The organism is uncultured Oscillibacter sp. (assembly GCF_910584465.1).
Classification (GTDB): Bacteria; Bacillota; Clostridia; order Oscillospirales; family Oscillospiraceae; genus Oscillibacter.
Map to the genome: position 1 here is coordinate 11254 of NZ_CAJUBK010000028.1, position 19530 is coordinate 30783.

General features: G+C 68.0%; 19 protein-coding genes and 2 riboswitches. Of the genes, 13 read left to right on the forward strand and 6 right to left on the reverse strand.

The features are described 5' to 3' along the window. The first annotated feature begins 80 nt into the window (after positions 1-80). Positions 81-2009 (forward strand): serine hydrolase, encoded by a 1929-nt coding sequence (locus QZ332_RS08065; protein ID WP_295764319.1) that lies wholly within the window; start codon positions 81-83, stop codon positions 2007-2009. A gap of 235 nt (positions 2010-2244) precedes the next feature. On the opposite strand, the gene QZ332_RS08070 is transcribed toward QZ332_RS08065, so the two are convergent. Next, entirely contained in the window at positions 2245-2469 is a 225-nt protein-coding gene (locus QZ332_RS08070) for a hypothetical protein (protein WP_295764320.1), read from the reverse strand. 234 nt (positions 2470-2703) lie between these two features. Between QZ332_RS08070 and QZ332_RS08075 the strand changes: the two genes are divergently transcribed. Beyond that, complete coding sequence (locus QZ332_RS08075) at positions 2704-3231, forward strand: CarD family transcriptional regulator (protein ID WP_295764321.1); 528 nt, start codon at positions 2704-2706, stop codon at positions 3229-3231. 37 nt (positions 3232-3268) lie between these two features. Here QZ332_RS08075 and QZ332_RS08080 read toward each other — a convergent pair whose 3' ends face one another. Both QZ332_RS08080 and QZ332_RS08085 read right to left on the reverse strand, forming a co-directional pair. After that, on the reverse strand, positions 3269-3874 hold the full coding sequence (locus QZ332_RS08080; RefSeq protein WP_295764322.1) for a CoA pyrophosphatase: 606 nt from the start codon (positions 3872-3874) through the stop codon (positions 3269-3271). Further along, entirely contained in the window at positions 3871-4758 is an 888-nt protein-coding gene (locus tag QZ332_RS08085; protein ID WP_295764323.1) for a diacylglycerol kinase family protein, read from the reverse strand. Before QZ332_RS08085 ends, QZ332_RS08080 begins: the two co-directional genes overlap by 4 nt. Before the next feature lie 290 nt (positions 4759-5048). On the opposite strand from QZ332_RS08085, the gene QZ332_RS08090 reads away from it, so the two are divergent. The 7 genes from QZ332_RS08090 to QZ332_RS08120 all read left to right on the forward strand — a co-directional run bounded on the left by QZ332_RS08090 (position 5049) and on the right by QZ332_RS08120 (position 12525). Next, positions 5049-6278, forward strand: a complete 1230-nt coding sequence (locus tag QZ332_RS08090) for an AI-2E family transporter (protein WP_295764324.1) — start codon at positions 5049-5051, stop codon at positions 6276-6278. A 205-nt stretch (positions 6279-6483) separates the two neighbouring features. After that, complete coding sequence (locus tag QZ332_RS08095; protein ID WP_295764325.1) at positions 6484-8049, forward strand: ABC transporter substrate-binding protein; 1566 nt, start codon at positions 6484-6486, stop codon at positions 8047-8049. A gap of 88 nt (positions 8050-8137) precedes the next feature. Then, a complete protein-coding gene (locus QZ332_RS08100; protein ID WP_295764326.1) occupies positions 8138-9079 on the forward strand; it encodes an ABC transporter permease in 942 nt (313 codons plus the stop codon). After that, positions 9076-9885, forward strand: coding sequence for an ABC transporter permease (locus tag QZ332_RS08105; protein WP_295764327.1), 810 nt, complete (start codon positions 9076-9078; stop codon positions 9883-9885). Before QZ332_RS08100 ends, QZ332_RS08105 begins: the two co-directional genes overlap by 4 nt. Further along, on the forward strand, positions 9885-10676 hold the full coding sequence (locus QZ332_RS08110; RefSeq protein ID WP_295764328.1) for an ABC transporter ATP-binding protein: 792 nt from the start codon (positions 9885-9887) through the stop codon (positions 10674-10676). The genes QZ332_RS08105 and QZ332_RS08110 overlap by 1 nt, the downstream gene beginning before the upstream one ends. Then, positions 10673-11410: an ABC transporter ATP-binding protein gene (locus QZ332_RS08115; protein WP_295764329.1), complete on the forward strand. Its 738-nt coding sequence runs from the start codon at positions 10673-10675 to the stop codon at positions 11408-11410. The genes QZ332_RS08110 and QZ332_RS08115 overlap by 4 nt, the downstream gene beginning before the upstream one ends. 17 nt (positions 11411-11427) lie before the next feature. After that, the gene (locus QZ332_RS08120) at positions 11428-12525 is read left to right on the forward strand and encodes a DUF3810 domain-containing protein (protein WP_295764330.1); all 1098 of its coding nucleotides are present in this window, start codon (positions 11428-11430) and stop codon (positions 12523-12525) included. Positions 12526-12574: 49 nt separating this feature from the next. On the opposite strand, the gene QZ332_RS08125 is transcribed toward QZ332_RS08120, so the two are convergent. From QZ332_RS08125 to thiW, 3 genes are all read right to left on the reverse strand, one after another. Further along, entirely contained in the window at positions 12575-13288 is a 714-nt protein-coding gene (locus QZ332_RS08125; protein ID WP_295764331.1) for a ZIP family metal transporter, read from the reverse strand. Between the two features lie 265 nt (positions 13289-13553). Further along, positions 13554-14366, reverse strand: a complete 813-nt coding sequence (gene thiM, locus QZ332_RS08130) for a hydroxyethylthiazole kinase (RefSeq protein WP_295764332.1) — start codon at positions 14364-14366, stop codon at positions 13554-13556. Between the two features lie 22 nt (positions 14367-14388). Beyond that, positions 14389-14904, reverse strand: a complete 516-nt coding sequence (gene thiW / locus QZ332_RS08135) for an energy coupling factor transporter S component ThiW (RefSeq protein ID WP_295764333.1) — start codon at positions 14902-14904, stop codon at positions 14389-14391. Between the two features lie 317 nt (positions 14905-15221). Next, a riboswitch (TPP riboswitch) is annotated at positions 15222-15322 on the reverse strand. Positions 15323-15392: 70 nt separating this feature from the next. Continuing rightward, a riboswitch (TPP riboswitch) is annotated at positions 15393-15501 on the forward strand. A gap of 58 nt (positions 15502-15559) precedes the next feature. On the opposite strand from thiW, the gene thiE reads away from it, so the two are divergent. The 4 genes from thiE (at position 15560) to QZ332_RS08155 (ending at position 19375) form a co-directional block, all read left to right on the forward strand. Continuing rightward, positions 15560-16195, forward strand: a complete 636-nt coding sequence (gene thiE, locus QZ332_RS08140) for a thiamine phosphate synthase (RefSeq protein ID WP_295764334.1) — start codon at positions 15560-15562, stop codon at positions 16193-16195. 95 nt (positions 16196-16290) lie between these two features. Further along, complete coding sequence (gene thiD, locus QZ332_RS08145; RefSeq protein ID WP_295764335.1) at positions 16291-17106, forward strand: bifunctional hydroxymethylpyrimidine kinase/phosphomethylpyrimidine kinase; 816 nt, start codon at positions 16291-16293, stop codon at positions 17104-17106. After that, a complete protein-coding gene (cytX, locus tag QZ332_RS08150; RefSeq protein WP_295764336.1) occupies positions 17103-18278 on the forward strand; it encodes a putative hydroxymethylpyrimidine transporter CytX in 1176 nt (391 codons plus the stop codon). Before thiD ends, cytX begins: the two co-directional genes overlap by 4 nt. Positions 18279-18424: 146 nt before the next feature. Continuing rightward, positions 18425-19375, forward strand: coding sequence for a ComEC/Rec2 family competence protein (locus QZ332_RS08155; protein WP_295764337.1), 951 nt, complete (start codon positions 18425-18427; stop codon positions 19373-19375). The last annotated feature ends 155 nt before the right edge of the window (positions 19376-19530 follow it).

Here is a 19530-nt window from a genome sequence, read left to right on the forward strand (position 1 = left end):
GATATCGACCAGATCCCCCGGCGGGAGGGAAGATTGACAGCCGTCGAAGCGGCGGCTATAATGGGGAAAGATACCGGGATATGCCGGAAAAAGAGGGATGGGAGATCATGGGGGAACGATGGATAGCGGCGGCGCTCCTGGCGCTGGCGCTGGTGGGGACATGCGCCGTGCCGCCCCTGGCGGAGGCGGCGAAAGACCGGGGATGCGGGGCGGCGGAGGCGGCATCTGGAGAGACCGTCCTGGGAGAGACCGCATCGGGAGAGGCCGTCCCGGGAGAGACCGCGCCGGGGGAGGCCGCGCCGGCCGAAGAGGCGCCGGAGGCCGGATGCGTCCTGGCGGAGACCGCCGGGCCCGCCGGGAGCCTGGCGGACATGCGGGCGGCGGCGGTGACGGGGGTCCCGGAGGAGCACCGGGACGCCGCCTGCTACGCGGTCTATCGGGGACTGCTGGAGACAGGGCCGGAGGGGGCCTTCGGCGGGGAGGAGCCGGTGAGCCGGGGGGAGGCCGTCGCCGCCCTGTACCGGCTCAGCGGCGTCCAGGTCCGGGTGGACGAGTGCGGGTATGGAGACGTGCCGGAGGAATATCGGGACGCCGTGGCCTGGGCCGGCAGCGCGGGGGTCAGCGGCGGTATGGGGGAGGGGCGTTTCGCGCCCGCCTCTCCTGTGACCCGGAGCCAGCTGGCGGCGATGCTGTACCGCTTCGCCGCCTGGCGGGGGGAGGACATGACCTGCCGGACCGCGGTCTGCGCGGAGGGCGAGGAGGTCCCCGCCTACGCGCGGGAGGCGATGGACTGGGTGTTCGACCGGGGGCTGTACGAGGGCATGACGGACAACGGGATCTATCCGGACCTGCCGGTGTCCCGCCTCCAGCTGGCGTGCATCCTGGCCCGTCTGGAGCGGGAGCGGGACCCCCTGGCGGGGGAGCTGGCCCTGCCGGAGGGCGGGACTGCCAGCCGCTCCAGGGAGCGCCACGAGGCGATCGCCCAGGCCGTCGCCGCCGCCGCCCGCCGCCACGGTGCGGTGGGGGTCCAGGTGGCCGTCGTCGAGGGCGGCGCGGTGACGGATACGTATCGGTACGGCTGGGCGGTGCAGGGGACCGTGCCCATGACCGACCGGCACAAGATCCGGGTGGCCTCCCTCTCGAAAGTGGCGGTGGGCCTCTGCGCCGCCCTGCTGCAGGAGGAGGGCGCGGTGGACTACGACGCCGGCATCGGCGCCTATTGGGGCACGGCCCTGTGGAAGCCGGTCACGATCCGCTCGATCCTGACCCACACATCCACCCTGCTGAACAGCGAGAGCATCGCCTGGGACTACGAGGGCGTCAAGGCCCAGCTGGGCTCGAAGTCCGGCTACGGCGGCGGCACGCCGGGGAGCCTGGGCAGCTGGAACTACAACAACCACGCCTTCGGCATCCTGGGGCAGACGCTGGAGCTGGCCTCGGGGCGGTACTTGGACGACGTGCTGAGCGAGCGGGTCTTGGACTTCGTGGGGGCGGACGGGGCCTTCGCCGCCGGGGCGCTGGAACAGCCGGAGCTCATCGCCCCGCTGTACCGGACCCGTTCGCTGGGGCGCTCCGCCGACTCGGTGCGGAGCGTCGCCCGCTGGAGCGCGCCGGGGGCCACGGGGCGGCAGTTCGCCGGAGGGTTCACGACCAGCGCCAAGGACATGGCGAAGCTGGCGGCCCTGCTGGCGGGGGACGGCTGCTTCGAGGGGGTGCGGCTGATGGAGGCGGCGTCCGTGGAGCGGATGGAGGGCCACAGCGCCCGGGCGCTCCCCGACGGGACCTATCAGGCCCTGCCCATGCGGCTGCGGCCCGGGACCTATGGCCGGGAGGCGCTGTATTACCACACCGGCAGCGCCTACGGCGTGTATAACCTTCTCAGCTACGACCCCTCCACCGGGGACGGCGTGGTGGTGCTGACCACCGGGGCCGACGGCGGGAAGGATGCCTGCGGCATCTACGCCGTCTGCGGCGAGATCAGCCGGGCGGTCTATGACGCCATCGCATGACCCGGCAGCAGGGAGCGCGGCGCTCCGGAGCGTCAAAAAAGCAAGGGGGACTTCCTCGACGGGAAGGAAGAGCGTTACGAGAGGGACCCAGGAGGGGTCCCTTTCGTTTTTGATAAAAAAGTTTTCAGGACTTTTTTAAAAGCCCTGAAAACTTGCTCAGCCTGTCGAAAAGACGTTTTCGACAGGCTGAAGCGCGGCGCTCCGGATCTTCCGGAGCGCCGCGCTTCCCACAGGCTCAGAACAGCTTCTTCAGCCCGTCCAGCTTGCCGCCCAGGTCGGAGGCAGCCAGCTTGGCCTTGATGCCGGCGACCAGGGGCTTGAGCTGATCGTCCGGCAGGTCCACGCCGATCAGTCCCTCCAGGGCCTTCACAGGGTCCTCCTGGAAGCTCTTGAGGAGGGCGGGGTCCTTCTGGAGCTTGGCGGTCAGCTCCTCGATCTTGGCCTTGATGTCGATGCTCATCTTGGATACGCTCCTTTTCGTGTTCGATAGGCCGGACGGAGGTCCGGCGACAGCCCCATCATAAAGAAATTGGGGATATTTGTCAATCCTTTTTGGGTAAAAACGGAGAAATTGCTGATATTTGCAAAATTTCTCTTACATATTCCATCAAAAGTGTGGTAAACTATAGGAGCGAAGCCGAGGAGCACGGATGGATGCGGGGCTGAGAGCGGCCCCACGGAGGAGGAGGTCTTCATGTTTCAGCCTGGAGAACTGGTAGTATATGGATCCACCGGCGTGTGCCGGGTGGAGGAGGTCACGAAACTGGACCAGCCCGGCGGGGCCCGGGGACGGCAGTATTATGTCCTGCGACCCCTGTGGCAGGACGGGGTGATCTACGCCCCGGTGGACAGCGTGAAGGTGCCCATGCGCCCGGTGATCAGCCGGGAGGAGGCGGAGGCGCTGATCGACCGGATGCCCGGCATCCAGGCGGCGGCGTGCCGGGGAGGCACGGCCCAGGCGTTGGCCCAGCAGTACCAGACCGCCGTCCGGGACGGGGGGCACCAGGCCCTGATCGAGATGATGAAGGCCATCCACCACAAGCGGGGCCAGGCGGAGTCCAAGAACCGGCGGCTGGGCATGGTGGATGAGCGGTATATGAAGCAGGCGGAGCGCCTGCTCTACGGGGAGCTGGCCACGGCGCTGGACATCGGCTTCGACGAGGTGGAGCCCTATATCGCCAGCCGGATCGAGGGCGGCGGGGCCGCCGAGGCGGGCGCTTGAACGGAAGGAGACGGGGAAGCCCGTCTCCTTGGTCTTTTTATCCCGCGATCTCCCGCACCACCCGCGCTGTCATGCCCCAGATGACATGGCCCCGGTGGTGCCAGATGGGGAGCTCCACCTGTCCGCGGCTCCAGGCGTAATCCCGGGGGATGCCCACGGCGCCGTAAGGGAACGCCTCCGGCACCCGGGGGATCAGGTCGTAGCGCCAGATCTCCGGCTCGGTCTCCCGGAAGAAGGCCAGGGGGACGGTGAACGCCTCCGCCACCTCCGCCGGGGAGGGTCGCATGGCCGCCAGGCCCCGGGGCGACACCAGCCCCAGCACCGGCTGGAGCAGGAAGCCCCGCTGGTTGCAGATGAAGTCCGGCCGGCCCAGGAGGGCCACCTCCCGCCGGGGGATGGACAGCTCCTCCTCCGTCTCCCGGAGGGCGCACTCCGCCGCCGTCTCCCCGGCCTCCATCCGCCCGCCGGGGAAGCAGACCTCGCCCCCCTGCCGGAGCTGGGGGGCCCGGACCTCGAAGAGGAGGTGGAGGCCGTCCGGCCGTTCCACCAGGGGGGCGAGGACGGCATAGCTCCGCTCCGCGCCCAGGAGGCCCGGCGTGTGTGCCTCGAACCGGCGGCGGAGCCGCTCCAGCTCGCCGCTCACAGCAGCATGGTCAGGCCCTGGCGGCGGTTCTCGATGTCCACCGCCGGGGCGCTGGGGGCGTATTCCCCGTCCAGGGACCAGGGCAGGTCCTCCTCCGTCTCCAGATGGAGGGAGGAGACGTGGCGGAAGACCAGCCCCTGGCTGTCGTACTCCTGGTTCAGCAGGGCGTGGACCAGGCTCTGCAGGCCCGCGGCGGTCTTGGGGCTGGGGATCAGCAGCAGCTCGAAGAGGCCGTCGTCCAGCACCACCCGCTCCGGGTCGAGCTTCATCAGCCCGCCGATGGAGGTGGAGTTGCAGACCGCGCCGAAGAGGTATTCCCCGTCCAGGATCTCCCCGTCGGCGGTGAGGCGGACCTGGTAGGGCCGGAGGGTGCTCAGGTCCTTCATGCCCTCCAGGATATAGGCGAAATGGCCCAGGGCGTTCTTGGACGCCTGGGGCGCGGCGTAGCTGCTCCGGGTGAAGGCCCCGAAGGAGGCCACGTAGAAAAAGCTCCGCCCGTTCCAGCAGCCCACGTCCAGCTGGCGGGGGACGTTCCGGGCGATGGCGGCGGCGGCCTCCGCCGGGTCGCCGGAGACATGGAGGCTGGCGGCGAAATCGTTGGTGCTGCCCTGGGGCAGGTAGCCCAGGAGCGGGGGGCGGCGGAGCCGGGTCAGGCCGGAGACCACCTCGTTCAGCGTCCCGTCGCCGCCGACGGCCACGACCAGATCGTAGCGCCCGCCCTCCCGCCGGGCGGTCTCGGCGGCGTCGCCGGGGGCGGTGGTCATGTGGATGGAGAGCAGATACCCCGCCTGGGAGAGGACGGCGGCGGCGTCGAACAGGGGGCCGTGGGACTTGCTCTTCCCGGCCCGGGGGTTGACGATCATCAGGAGCCTGCGCTGTTTCATAAGCTGTCACCTCGATGTATCCAGCATACCATAGGACGGCATCAAAATGCCGTTAAAAAGCGTCCCCCCTAGTATATCACGGGAAAATGAGGATTGCAATTCCCTGCGCCCTCGTGTAGAATGAGGAGGAGAGCGGATCGAAAAGGGGGCTTCCTCCGGCGGGAGGGAGGCGGCGGGGGAGGGTCCCGGGAGGGACGCGTCCCCGCGCTCCAAGGCCCCGGCGAAGGCCGGGAGGCGCCCCGGTCCGGGGGGACGGTCTTTCACCGGGCCGGGAAAGGAAGGTAGGGACCGTGGAACGGAAAAAGGACTACATCGGCATGGGCGTGACGGCGTTTTTGGCCGCTGCCGCCATCCTGCTGTTTTACGACACGCTCTTCGGAGGGAAGACGATCCTGGCGGTGCTGACGTCGGTGCGCCCCATCCTCTACGGGGCCTTCATCGCCTATCTGCTGACCCCCATGGTCAACTTCTTCGAGCGGAAGCTCTTCCCCCGCCGGGCGGGGAGGACGCGCAGCCGCTCCGCCGCGGCGGCGGTCCGCACCGCCAGCATCCTGCTGAGCTGGCTGGTGATCTGCTTCTTCATCTATCTGCTGGCCTCCGTGCTGATGCCGGAGCTGTATAAGAGCATCCTCCAGCTGATCGCCAACATAGACGACTACTACAGCACCATCAGCGGCTGGGTGACCCACCTGCTGGAGACCTATCCCGAGACCGCGGCGCGGGTGGGGGAGCAGATGAACGCCTATTTCCAGAACTTCGACCGGCTGCTGACCAACGACGTCCTCCCCCAGCTCCAGACGGTGATGACCACCGTGTCCGGCGGCGTGCTGAGCCTGGTGAACTTCGTCAAGGACCTGCTGGTGGCGGTCATCGCCTCCATCTACCTGATGGCGACCAAGGAGCGCTGCGCCGCCTACGGGCGGAAGCTGGTGTACAGCCTGTGTTCCAGGGAAGACGTGGGGCTGGTCCTCCGGGGCGTGCGGCGGGCGGACAGCATCTTCTCCGGCTTCGTCCGGGGGAAGCTGCTGGACTCCATCATCATCGGTATTTTGTGCTTCGCGGGCTGTTCTATCCTGCGTTTCCCGTATACGCCCCTGGTGTCCGTCTTCGTGGGCGTGACGAACATCATCCCCTTCTTCGGGCCGTTCCTGGGGGCCATCCCCAGCACCTTCCTCATCCTGCTGGTCTCCCCCAAGCAGGCGCTGTATTTCCTGATCTTCGTCCTGGCCCTCCAGCAGCTGGACGGCAACGTCATCGGGCCGAAGATCCTGGGGAACACCACGGGCCTTTCCAGCCTGTGGGTCATCATCGCCATCCTGGTGGGCGGCAGCTTCTTCGGCATCGTGGGCATGTTCTTCGGCGTGCCGGTGTGCGCGTGCCTGCGGTGCCTGATCGACTTCTTCATGGACGTGCGCCTGCGGAAGAAGGGCCTGCCCGTGGAGTGCGCCGATTACGCCGCCGGCGGGGCCCACGGCCCGAAGCCGCCGGGAGAGGGCCCGGCGGACAAGGGGAAAAATTGAGGAAAGTTTGTGAAAACTATTGCGATCTTCCTCCGCTTCGTGTACAATACGGCCTTGGGGCTCCCGGGAGACCGGAGCGCCCCAGGGCTTTATTCTATCCGTATGGCCCCATACAACTGAATAGAGCCGAACGATCTTGTCTGGGCGGGACAGTTTCCCCGTCCAACACTGACCCGATGCCGGGCAGTGATGAAAGGAAGCAGACATGAAGAAGAAACTTTTGGCGCTCCTTCTTCTGCTGGGCCTCCTGTGCGCCGTACTCTGCGGATGCGGAGACGGCAGCGCGGGAAAGGCGGCAGACGACGGACAGACCAGCGGCTCCCAAGACGCGCAGGCACAGCCCACGGCGGATCGGCCCAATGAGATCACCGTCGGCATCGCCCAGGACCTGGACGAGAGCCTTGACCCCCACAAAGCCGTGGCGGCAGGGACCAAAGAGGTCATGTTCAACGTGTTCGAGGGCTTGATGAAGCCCACCCCCGACGGGGACCTGATCCCCGCCGTGGCGGAAAGATATGAGATCTCCGAGGACCGGCTGACCTATACCTTCACCATCCGGGAGGGGATCGAGTTCCACAACGGCGACCCCGTGACCGGGACCGACGTCCTCTGGTCTATCCGGCGCTGCATGGAGGGCGGGGAGGCCGATGTCCTCCCGGTGGAGGCCCTTTCCTCCATCCAGCACGCCGAGGCCAAAGTGGACACCGTCACCTTGACCCTGGACCAGCCCAACGCCGAGTTCTTGTCCTGCCTGACGCTGGCCGTCCTCCCCGAGGGATACGACGGGCAGGACACCGCCCCCGTGGGGACGGGGCCCTTCAAGTTCGTCTCCCGTGCCGCCCAGGACAACATCGTCCTGGAGAAGTTCGCCGGCTACTGGGGCGAGCCGGCCTATCTGGATAAAGTCACCTATAAGATCATCGAGAACGCGGACAGCATCCTCATGAGCCTCCAGAGCGGGGCGGTGGACCTGTTCGCCCACCTGACCAGCACCCAGGTGGCCCAGCTGGGGGATGATTTCAACATCGAAGAGGGCACCATGAACCTGGTCCAGGCCATGTACCTGAACAACGCCGAAAAGCCCTTCGACGACGTGCGGGTCCGGCAGGCCCTGTGCTATGCCGTGGACCGCCAGCAGATCCTGGACCTGGCCTTCGACGGGTACGGCAGCCTGATCGGCTCCAGCATGTACCCCGCCTTCGGCAAGTACTTCGACGAGAGCCTGACCAACTATTACGGCCACGACGTGGAGAAGGCGAAGGCCCTGCTGGCCGACGCGGGCTATCCCGACGGGTTCTCCATGACCATCACCGTCCCCTCCAACTACCAGCCCCACATCGATACCGCCCAGGTGATCGTGGAGCAGCTGAAGGCGGTGGGCGTCACCGCCGAGATCCAGCTGGTGGAGTGGGGGACCTGGCTCTCCGACGTGTACGCCGGGCGGCAGTTCCAGTCCACCGTGGTGGGCGTGGACGCCTCCACCATGACGGCCCGGGCCCTGCTGGAGCGCTTCACTTCTACCGCGAGCAATAATTTCATCAATTATAATGACGCGGAGTATGACGCGCTGTTCCAGCAGGCCGTGACGGCGGCGGACGACGCGTCCCAGACCGCCGCGTACAAGCAGGCGGAGGCCAACCTGACGGAGAACGCCGCCAATGTGTACATCCAGGATCTGGCGGACCTGGTGGCCGTCCGGAAGGGGCTGGAGGGCGTGCGCTTCTATCCCATCTACGTGCTGGACCTGTCCGGCATCCATTACACCGCGTGACGGTCCGGGGGCTTGAGAGAGTGGAGGGCGGAGACCGGGCAGGCTTGCCCTCCCCCTCCGCTCTCCCTCGTTTCGGAGGGGATATGCTATGAAATACGCACTCAAACGGGCCGCCGCGCTGCTGGCGACGATGGCGATCGTCTCCTTCCTGACGTTCGCGGCCTTCGACCTGATCTCCGATACCGCCACCGTCATGCTGGGCACCTCCGCCACGCCGGAGCGGCTGGCGGCCCTCCGGGCGGAGCTGGGCCTGGACCGGCCCCTGCCGGTCCGGTATGGTGAGTGGCTCCTGGGCTTCTTCACCGGGGACCTGGGGGTGTCCACCAGCTATCATCAGCCGGTGTGGGACATCCTGGCCCCCAAGGTGGGGCTGACGCTCTGCCTGAGCCTGATGAGCTTCGCCCTGATCGCGGCGGTGTCCATCCCGCTGGGGCTCTGGTCCGCCGGGCGGCGGCGTCTGGAGGGGGCCCGGACGGCCCTCAACCAGCTGGGCATGGCGGTGCCGCCCTTCTTCACGGGCATCCTGCTGTCCTGGATCTTCGGCGTGGGGCTGAAGTGGTTCACGCCGGGGCAGTTCCCCGACGCGAAGCAGGACCTGGGCGGCGCGGCGCTCTATCTGCTGTTCGCCGCCGTGGCCCTGGCCATCCCCCGCATCGCCATGACGGCCCGGATGCTCCGGGGCACGGTCCAGGAGGAGCTGGGGAAGGATTACGTCCGCACCGCCATCTCCCGGGGCAACGACCGGGGACAGGTCCTGCGGCGGCACGTGCTGAAAAACGCCCTGCCGCCCGTGGTCACCTTCCTGGCCCAGACCATGGCGGAGATCGTGGCGGGCAGCATCGTGGTGGAGCAGGTCTTCGTGATCCCCGGCCTGGGGCGGATGCTGGTGACCTCCATCCACAACCGGGATTACCCCGTGGTCCAGGCCATCGTGGTCATCCTGGCCTTCTGGGTGGTGCTGGCGGGGACGCTGGCGGACCTGATCGACCAGCGGATCGACCCCCGGCTCCGGTTCGGAGGTGCGGCATGAAAAGACGCAGCGGCTTCCTCACCGCCGGGCTGGCGCTGACCGGCGCCCTGGCGGCGCTGATCCTACTGAGCTTTTTCTGGACGCCTTACGACCCCAACGCCATGGCGGCGGGGCCGAAATTCGACGCGCCCTCCCTGGCCCACTGGATGGGGACCGACAACTTCGGCCGGGACATCTTCAGCCGGGTGCTCCAGGGGGCCGGGTCCACGGTGTCCATCGCCCTGGCGACCCTGGGCATCGGCGCGGTGTGCGGGTCTTTGGTCGGGGCCCTGACCGGGTATTTCGGCGGCCCGGCGGACGAGATCTTGATGCGACTGAACGACGCGCTGACGGCCTTCCCCAGCATTTTGCTGGCCCTGGTGGTCATCTCCGTCCTGGAGCCGGGGAAGAAGTCCAACGTCATCATCGCCCTGGGGCTGGTGTTCATCCCAAGCTTCGCCAGGGTGAGCCGCACGGCCTTCGCCTCGCTGCGGGACGTGAACTATATCAAGAGCGCCCGGCTGATGGGGGCCTCCAGCGCCCGGATCCTGGCGGTGCATATGCTGCCCAACACGGCGCCGGTGCTGCTGCCCGCCCTGACGATCGGGTTCAACAACGCCGTGCTGGCGGAGGCGTCCATGAGCTTCCTGGGCATCGGCGTGACGCCCCCGGACGCCTCCCTGGGCTATATGCTCTCCGAGGCCCAGGGGATGCTCTTCGCCGCGCCGTGGTACGCCGCCGGGACGGGCCTTATCATCGTGCTGCTGGTGTTCAGCGTGGGCCTGCTTGGCGAGGGCCTGCGGCGGCGGGACAAGGGGGTGGCGTGATGCTGGAGATCCAAGACCTCCACGTCCGCTTCCGGACGCGGGACCGGGAGGCCGTGGCCGGGATCAGCCTCTCCATCGGGCAGGGCGAGATCGTGGGCCTGGTGGGCGAGTCCGGCTCGGGCAAGAGCGTCACCGCCATGAGCGTGGCGGGGCTGCTGCCCCGGAAGCAGTGCGAGTATTCCGGGCAGATCCGGCTGGACGGCGCGGAGCTGCTCCACGCGGACCGGGCGGCCCTGCGGAAGATCCAGGGGAAGGACATCGGCGTGGTCTTCCAGGAGCCGCAGACCAGCCTGGACCCCCTGATGAAGATCGGCCCCCAGGTGGAGGAGGTCCTGCGGATCCACACCCGGATGGGCCGGGAGGAGCGCCGCCGCCGGGCGCTGGAGGCCATGGCGGCGGTGGAGCTGCCGGAGCCGGAGGCGGTGTACGGCAAGTACCCCCACCAGCTCTCCGGCGGGATGCTCCAGCGGGCGATGATCGCGGCGGCGGCGATCGGGTCGCCGAAGCTGCTGCTGCTGGACGAGCCCACGACGGCCCTGGACGTGACCATCCAGGCGCAGATCCTGGAGCTGCTGAAAAAGCTGAACCGGGAGTCCGGTATGTCCATGCTGTTCATCTCCCACGATCTGAACGTGGTGCGCAGGCTCTGCGGGCGGGTGGCGGTGATGCAGAGGGGCGTGCTGGTGGAGGAGGGGGCCTCGGAGGAGGTCTTCCGCCGCCCGCAGCATCCCTATACCCGGCGGCTGATCGCCGCGATCCCCACCCGGCAGCGGAAGGAGGGAGGACGATGAGCGGGGAGCTGGTCCTGTCGCTCAGCCACGTGGACAGCGGCTATACCGAAAGAGGCGGGCCGTTCGGGAGGAAGGAGCGCCAGGAGGTCCTCCACGACGTCACCTTCGACGTCCGGCACGGGGAGATCCTGGGCCTGGTGGGCGAGTCCGGCACGGGGAAGTCCACCCTGGCCCGGACCATCCTGGGCATCGTCCGGCCGGACCGGGGGACGGTGACCCACTATACCAAGCGGCCCCAGATGATCTTCCAAGATCCCTACAGCTCCCTGAACCCCTTCTACAGCGTGGCCTGGACCCTGGAGGAGCCCCTGCGGGTCTATGGGAAATACGGCAGGGCGGAGCGGGAGCGCCGGGTCCGGGAGATGCTGGAGCGGGTGGAGCTGCCGGAGGAGTGCCTGCGGGCCAGGCCCTCGGAGCTCTCCGGAGGCCAGCGCCAGCGGGTGAGCATCGCCGCGGCACTGATCCGGCGGCCGAAGTTCCTGATCGCCGACGAGCCGGTGTCGGCCCTGGACGTGACGATCCAGGCGCAGATCCTGGACCTGCTCCGGTCCCTCCGGCGGGAACTGGACCTGAGCTACCTCTTCATCTCCCACGACCTGAACGTGGTGTATCAGCTCTGCGACCGGGTGCTGGTGATGAAGCGGGGCCGCATCGTGGAGCAGGGGACGGTGGACGAGATCTTCGACCACCCGAAAGAGGAGTATACGAAGCAGCTTTTGGCGGCGGCGGAGTGAGCATGAGAGCGTTTTTCTTGAAGCACAAAAAACTCCATATCTGGTTTTTGGCAGACCTGGGGGCGCTGCTGGCGTACTTCCTCTTCCGGGGGGACCGGAGGCTGATGAACGCCCTGGCGGACCATATCACGGGGCCCTTCCGGCGGGGGATCGGGCGGGTGTGCTACCTGGTCCCCTTCTCCGTGATGGAGGCGGTCTATGTGCTGGCGGCGCTGGCCGCCGCCGGGTATCTGGTCTGGAGCGCTGCCGCCGTGGTCAGGGCCAGGGGGCGGCGGTGGGAGCGGGCCTACCGCGCGGCGCTGGGGGCGGTCTGCGGCGGGCTCTCCGTCTGGGCGGCGTTCTGCCTTTTGTGGGGGGTGAACTTCTGGACGGACAGCTTCCAGGACAAGTCCGGCATCCGTGCCCAGCCCGTGGCCCTGGAGGATCTCCGGGCGGTGACGGAGTACTTCGCCCTCCGGACCGCCGAGGCGTCGGAGGCCGTGGCGCGGGACGGGCACGGGCTGTTCGCCGTCCCCAGGGAGGACATCCTGGCCCATAGCGTCCGCGTCTACGACGAGATCGCGGAGGATTTCCCCTTCCTGGAGTTCGACGACCCGGGCGTGAAGCCCATGGCCTTCTCCCGGCTCATGAGCGCCATGGATTTCACCGGGTTCTACTGTGCCTATACCGGGGAGTCCAACGTCAACGTAGACAGCCCCGCCTGCATGCTGCCCTCGACGATCGCCCACGAGCTGGCCCATCAAAGGGGGTTCGCCTCGGAGCAGGAGTGCAACTTCCTGGCGGTGCTGGCCTCCACCGCCTGCGGCGACCCGGCCTATGTGTACTCCGGCTGGCTGATCGGCTATGTGTACCTGGGCAACGCCCTGTATCCCAAGGACCCGGACGCCTATCGGGCCATCCGGGAGGAGCTGCCGGAGGAGGTGCGGCTGGACCTGGCGTACAACAACGCCTACTGGGCCCAGTTCCAGGACACCGTGGTCCAGCAGGCGTCCAACCGGATCTACGACGGCCTCCTCAAGAGCTATGGCGAGGAGCGGGGCATCCAGTCCTATGGGACCGTGGTGGATCTGCTGGTGGTCTACTACCGGGAGGCGGCGGGAGACGAGCCGGCATAAAAAAAGGGCGGCATGGCCGAAGCCATGCCGCCCCTCCCTTGTCCGATGTTCAGGCGATCAGCATCCCGACTAAGATGCCCAGCACCGCCGTCAGGGCGGGGAGCTTGCTCTTCCAGAGCCCCGCCGCCTCGGGCAGCAGCTCGCCGAAGACCACGTACAGCATCGCCCCGGCGGCGAAGCTGAGGGTCAGGGTCAAGGCCGTGGGGCCCAGGGTGCCCAGGCAGTAGCCCAGGGCCGCGCCCAGCACCGTGGGCGCGCCGGAAAGCGCCGCGAGGCCCGCCGCGCGCCAGCGGCGTTCACCGCCCGCCACCATGGGGGCGGAGATCGCCATGCCCTCCGGGATGTTGTGCAGGCCGATGACCGCCGCCATGGTCCACCCCTGGCGGACGGTGCCGCCGATGAAGGACGCGCCGATGACCATGCCCTCCGGCACGTTGTGCAGGGCGATGGCGGCGGCCATGACCAGCCCCGCCAGCACCAGCCCCCCGGTGGGGCGTCCGTGGTCCAAAAGGGCGTTCAGCCCCGCGGTGATGCCGCAACCCAGGAACACGCCCATGACCACCAGGTGCATGGACCCCGGCGCGGCGGCCTCGGTCAAAAGCCCGAAGCAGGACACCGACACCATCACCCCGGCGGCGAAGCTCAGCAGCAGGCTGGCCTCCCGGCCGGAGTCCCGGCGGAAGAGCGTGGCAAGCAGCCCGCCCAAGCCGGTGCCCCCGATCCCGGCGGCGGCGGTGACCAGCATGGTCTCCCATAATCCCATTCGCATAGCCTCCCTGTTCACATTCAAGACCTCATTATAACATCGTATGGCCGGCCTGTCTATACCATGCGGACGATTTAGGGGAAATCGCCGAAAGCGGCATCCCCGCCCGCCGTCACGGCGGGCGGGGATGCGCAAAGTGTCGAAAAAGGAGTGGGGGCTTCCGTCAACGGGGAGGAGGAGCGTCACGAGAGGGGGCCGGGAAGGGCCCCTCTCGTTTTTGAAAACTTGCCCCGCCCGCCGAAACGGCGGACGGGGACGCGGTCTACAGGAGGCGCGCCCGCGCTCCGGCGGCACAGTCCTCCGCCCGCAGGGTCCCGGCGGCGTCGAACAGGGCCGCATGGAAACTGCCGGGCCCCCGCCCGCCGGCCAGCTCCTCGGCCCGGAGGGCGCAGGACTTCCAGAAGGCGGCGGCGGTGACGGCGGCGGTGACGATATCCGGGGCCGCGGCGGCGAACACGCCGCAAAGCACCGAGAGCATACAGCCCGTGCCGGTGATCTGGGCCATCCGGGGAGAGCCACCGGAGACGCGCCAAAGGGCGCCGCCGTCGGTGACGATGTCCTCCGGTCCGGAGAGGAGGACGGCGGTCCCCCGCTCGAGGGCCAGGCGGCGGGCGGTCTCCGCGCGCTGGGAGAGGTCCCCCCCGGCGGCGGGGCTGTCCACGCCCCGCTCCTGGCTCGCCTGGTGGAGGAGGGCCTGGGCCTCCCCCAGGTTCACCCGGAGGAGGGCGGGGGCGAAGGCGTCCAGCAGGGCTTCCGTCCGCTCCAGCCGCCAGGGGCTGGCCCCTACGCCCACGGGGTCCAGGATGACCGGACGGCCCAGCCGGGCGTCCTCCTGCCCGCAGAGGAGGCAGGCGCGGAACTTCTCCTCGCTGGGCGTGCCGGTGTTCAGCACGGCGGCGTCGCCGGCGGCGGCGATCGCCGCCATCTCCTGGGGGGCCTGGGCCATGATGGGGCTGGCCCCCACCGCCAGGGCCAGGTTGGCGCAGTCGTTGGCGGAGACCAGGTTGGAGATGCAGTGGATCAGGGGGCGGCGGAGGCGGACGGCCTCCAGCAGGGTGAAGTCAGGCGTCGTCATAGGGCCTCCTGTTGGATAGGATCTACCGCTCCAGTGCGGACTGCATGGATCTCAACGCCCCGCTTTTTTGCAGGGCGTACACCAGCGCTCCCGCGAGGATGGAGCCCGCCGCCGTGGAGATCAGGAAGGGGATGATGTAGACGGTATAGGTCTCCGGCGTCAGGCCCATCATCTGCTTCGCCACGGGATAGGCCGCCAGGCCTCCCAGGACGCCGGTGCCCAGGACCTCGGCCAGGAGGGTGAGGGTAAGGTTTTTGGTCTTCCAATAGGCCAGGCCGCACAGCAGGGCCCCGCACATGCTGCCGGGGAAGGCCAGGAGGCTCCCCCAGCCCAGGAGGTTCCGGAGCAGGCTTGCCGCAAAGGCCGCGGCCAAACCATACCAAGGCCCCAGGAACACGGCGCACAGGACGTTGACCATGTGCTGGACCGGGGCGCACTTGCTGCCGAAGACCGGGAAGGTGAGGAACATGCTGCCCACCACCGCCAGGGCACAGAAGGCCCCGGCAATGGCCAGCTTTTGGACGGATCTGTTTTTCATCGTAGAAGCTCCTTCACAAGCAGAGTCGCAAAGAGGAACACGCGGCAGCGCTTTCCCCCTGCATGGCAAGGACAGGCGGGACTCCCCGCCCTGGAAATCTCGGTCGAGGCTTGCTGGCCTCCTCTCACGCCGGAACACGGCTTCCCATCGCTGCCGGGGCCCGGAGGCCCCGCCTTATGGCCCGGCCCGGACGCAGGGCGCTCCCCCTCCGTCCGCTCCCGGCCCTGAGACCGGGACGCCGGTATGTCCTCCTGTGCGTCCCTCCTTCCTGGAAGTCTTCAAAAAGCAAGGCGGCCCGCCTGGAGCGTGCCGCCGTCAAAAGTCCCGTATCGACTCCCTACGGCGGCATTATCCGCGTCAGGTAAAAGGGTCGAAGCGTACGCTTCCTCTCAGCCTCCCGGCTCCCCTGCTTTTCGAGATCAGGATACCACGGGGAGAAAAGTTTGTCAAGGGGCTTGCAAAAAGCGGGGGAAAGGCGTATGATAAGCTCACAACAAAAGGGGAGTCCGCTGGCGCGGGCTGAGAGGGGACCGTGAAGGTCCCGACCCGGAACCTGATTTGGATCATGCCAACGTAGGGAAATAAGCGTGCGTACCGCCGCGGATAGACCGAATTGGTCCGTCCGCGGATCTTTATTTTTCAGGAGGAGCTTGCGATGGATATCCGACCGGAGAGCCTTCGGCTCTATGCTGTCACCGACCGGGCCTGGGCGGCGGACGAGGCGGCGCTGCTGCGCCAGATCGAGGCCGCCGTCCGGGGCGGGGCCGGGGTGGTCCAGCTCCGGGAGAAGCATTTGGACCACGCCGCCTTTTTGGAGGAGGCGAGACGCTTCACCGCCCTGTGCCGCCGCCTGGGGGCGGTGAGCATCATCAACGACGACGTGCAGACCGCCCTGGAGGCCGGGGCGGACGGGGTCCACGTGGGCCAGAGCGACCTGGAGGCCGGACGGGCCCGGGCGCTGCTGGGGCCGGGGAAGATCCTGGGCGTCTCCGTCCACTCGGCGGAGGAGGCCCGCCGGGCCAGGGAGGCGGGGGCGGATTACCTGGGCTGCGGCGCGGCCTTCGCCACCGGCACCAAGCGGGACGCCAGGCCGGTCTCGCGGGAGACCCTCCGGGCCGTGGCGGCGTCGGTGGACATCCCCGTGGTCGCCATCGGCGGCATCGGGCGGGAGAACATCCTGGAGCTGCGGGGCCTGGGCCTGGCCGGCGCGGCGGTGGTCTCCGGCATCTTCGGCCAGGAGGACGCGGAGGCGGCGGCGCGGGAGCTGCGGGAGCTGGCGGGACAGCTGTGAGGGGAGAGCGGCCGGAGGCCGTTTCCTACGCGGTGTGTTGGGGGCACCACCTCACGCCGCGCTATAAAACTTCAATGCAAAAAGGAGAATGAGACATGAAGACCGCATTGACGATCGCTGGGACCGACCCCAGCGGAGGCGCCGGGATCCAGGCCGACATCAAGACCATGACCGCCAACGGGGTGTTCGCCCTGAGCGCCGTCACGGCCCTGGTGGCCCAGAACACCACCGGCGTCAAAAGCATCCAGGAGTCCACACCGGAGTTCCTGGCGGAACAATTGGACTGCGTGTTCACCGACATCTTCCCCGACGCGGTGAAGACCGGCATGGTCGCCAGCATCCCCCTGATCGAGACCATCGCGGACAAGCTGGAGCAGTACGGGGCGGGGAACATCGTGGTGGACCCGGTGATGGTGGCGACCTCTGGGGACCGGCTGATCGACCAGGACGCCCTGGAGACGCTGAAGCGCCGCCTCCTGCCCCTGGCGGCGGTGCTGACGCCCAACATCCCGGAGGCAGAGCTCCTGTCCGGCAGGACCATCCGCACGCCGGAGGACATGCTGGAGGCGGCGCGGGCCATCGGCGGGACCTACGGCTGCGCCGTGCTCTGCAAGGGCGGGCATCAGGTCAACGACGCCAACGACCTGCTCTGGCAGGAGGACAAGGGGGGGCGCTGGTTCCGGTCCAAGCGGGTGGACAACCCCAACACCCACGGCACCGGCTGCACGCTCTCCAGCGCGATCGCCTCCAACCTGGCGAAGGGCTTCGATCTGGAGACCTCCGTGGAGCGGGCCAAGCAGTACATCTCCGGGGCCCTGTCCGCCATGCTGGACCTGGGGCGGGGATCCGGGCCCATGGACCACATGTTCGATCTGCGCAGCCGCTTCATCGGCGGGGAGGCGGAGGCATGAAGAAGACCTCGACCCTCCAGAACGGCCTGATCTGGTTCGGCGCGGGGGTCTCCCTGGCGGAGATCCTGACCGGCGCCAGCTTTGCCCCCCTGGGCTTCGCGAGGGGCTTCGCCGCCATCGTCATCGGGCACGCGATCGGCTGCGTCCTCCTCTTTTTGGCGGGCCTCATCGGCGGGCGGAGCGGCAAGAGCGCCATGGAGACCGTGAAGATGAGCTTCGGGCGGAAGGGCGGCCTGCTCTTCGCGGCGCTGAACGTCCTGCAATTGGCGGGCTGGACCGCCATCATGATCTACGACGGGGCCCTGGCCGCGGGGAGCATCTTCGCCGCCGGACACTGGGTCTGGTGCCTGGTCATCGGGGGGCTGATCCTGGTGTGGATCTTGGTGGGCGTGACCGACCTGGGGTGGATTAACAAGATCTCCATGACGGCGCTGTTCCTGCTGACGGCGGTCCTCTGCTGGGTCATTTTCGGCTCCGGCGCGCCTGTGGGCGGGGACCCGGGCGAGGCCATGACCTTCGGCGCGGGGGTGGAGCTGGCGGTGGCCATGCCCCTGAGCTGGCTCCCCCTCATCAGCGACTACACCCGGGAGGCGGAAAAGCCCTTCCAGGCGACCCTGGTCAGCGCGGTGGTATACGGCCTGACCTCCACTTGGATGTACACCATCGGCATGGGCGCGGCCATCTTCACCGGAGAGGCGGACATCGCCGCCATCCTGGTGAAGGCGGGGCTGGGCATCGCGGCGCTGGCGGTCTTGATCTTGTCCACGGTCACGACGACCTTCCTGGACGCGTGGTCCGCCGGCATCTCCGCCGAGTCCCTCAGCGGCAGGCTCAACGGCAGGTGGACGGCGGCGGCGGTCACGGCCGCGGGCGTCGCCGGGGCGGTCCTGTTCCCCATGGACGACATCACCGGGTTCTTGTATCTGATCGGCTCCGTCTTCGCGCCGATGATCGCCATCCAGATCGCGGACGCCTTCCTGCTGAGACGGGACCGGTCCGGAGTGGACTTCGACAGGCGGGACCTGATCGTTTGGGTGGTGGGCTTCGTGGCCTACCGGCTCTTGATGCGGGCGGACCTGCCGATCGGCTGCACGCTGGCCGACATGCTGCTGACGGTGCTGCTGTGCCTGCTGGCGGAGGAGCTGGCGGGCGGGAGGGCCGTCCGCCGGTGAGGGGCTGGGGGCGGGCCTGCGGCGGCTTCGTCAGGATGTCGAAATTTCCGGCGAAATTTTGGCGGGGGCGGCGGGGGCTTTTCCTTGCGGGAGCCTCCGGGCTATGGTATCCTGAGTGAAATAAAGATATGTAGGGGGCGCGGCTTATGCTGGTATTGGACTTCATCAACGTCGGCAACGGAGATTCGATCCTCATCCAAGAGCTGGAGGGAGGCCGGCGGCGCTTCGCCATGCTGGTGGACTGCGGCCACGACCGGCTGATCCGGGACGACCACCCCGCCCCCACTGACCCCCGGTCCCAGCGGATCTACGCCGGGGACTTCCTGAAAAAACAGGGCATCGACCGCCTGGACATCCTCCTGGCCACCCACTTCCACCGGGACCACATCGGGGGGCTGGGCCGGGTGCTGGCGGCGGCGGAGGTGGACCGGCTGATGGCCACCTACGTCCCCCCGGAGGGGAGCGCCCCCCTGGACCCCGACGGGGACAACGACCTCCCCGGCGCGGCCCGGAACCTGCTGCGGTGCCTGGACATCTATGCCTCCGCCCTCCGGGAGGCCCCCGGGCGGGTCCGGGAGTTCGTGGAGATCCCGGGGGACAAGGTGGAGTCCCTCCAGCTGACCGAGGAGCTGCGGATGGAAATCTATGCCGGGGAGCCGGCGCTCTACCCCCGGCAGAAGGAGGTCTACGACGCCGCCTTCCGGGGCGAGCGGGACCGCTTCGCGCTGATGCGCTGGACGAAGGCCATGAACATCTCCAGCCTGCGGCAGAGGCTGTTCTACCACGGGAAGGAGATCGTGCTGGGCGGCGACATGTACTGCATCGCTTGGGACAATGAGACGCTGACGCCCTGTGACATCTTGAAGGTGCCCCACCACGCGTCGTTGTCCTCCTGCAGCCGCAAGGCCATCAGCCGTCTGGCCCCCAAGACCATGGTGGTCAGCGTGGCGGCGGGACGGCCCGACGAGCGGCCCCATCCCTACATCGTGTCGCTGCTGCGGGAGTACACCGGGGAGCTGTACTTCACCGATGCGGTGGACATCCCCGGACTGGTGGAACCGGAGTTCCACGAGTCGGTACATATCGAGGTCGAGTGAAGAGCGGAACAAGGGCCGGGACGCTGAAGCGTCCCGGCCCTTTCGGCATGTCGAAAGAGTAGTGGGAGCTCCATCGACGGGAAGGAAGGGTGTGTGCGGGAAACCCAGGAAGGGTTTCCTGCGCGATTTAGATCAAGAAGTTTTCCGAACTTTTT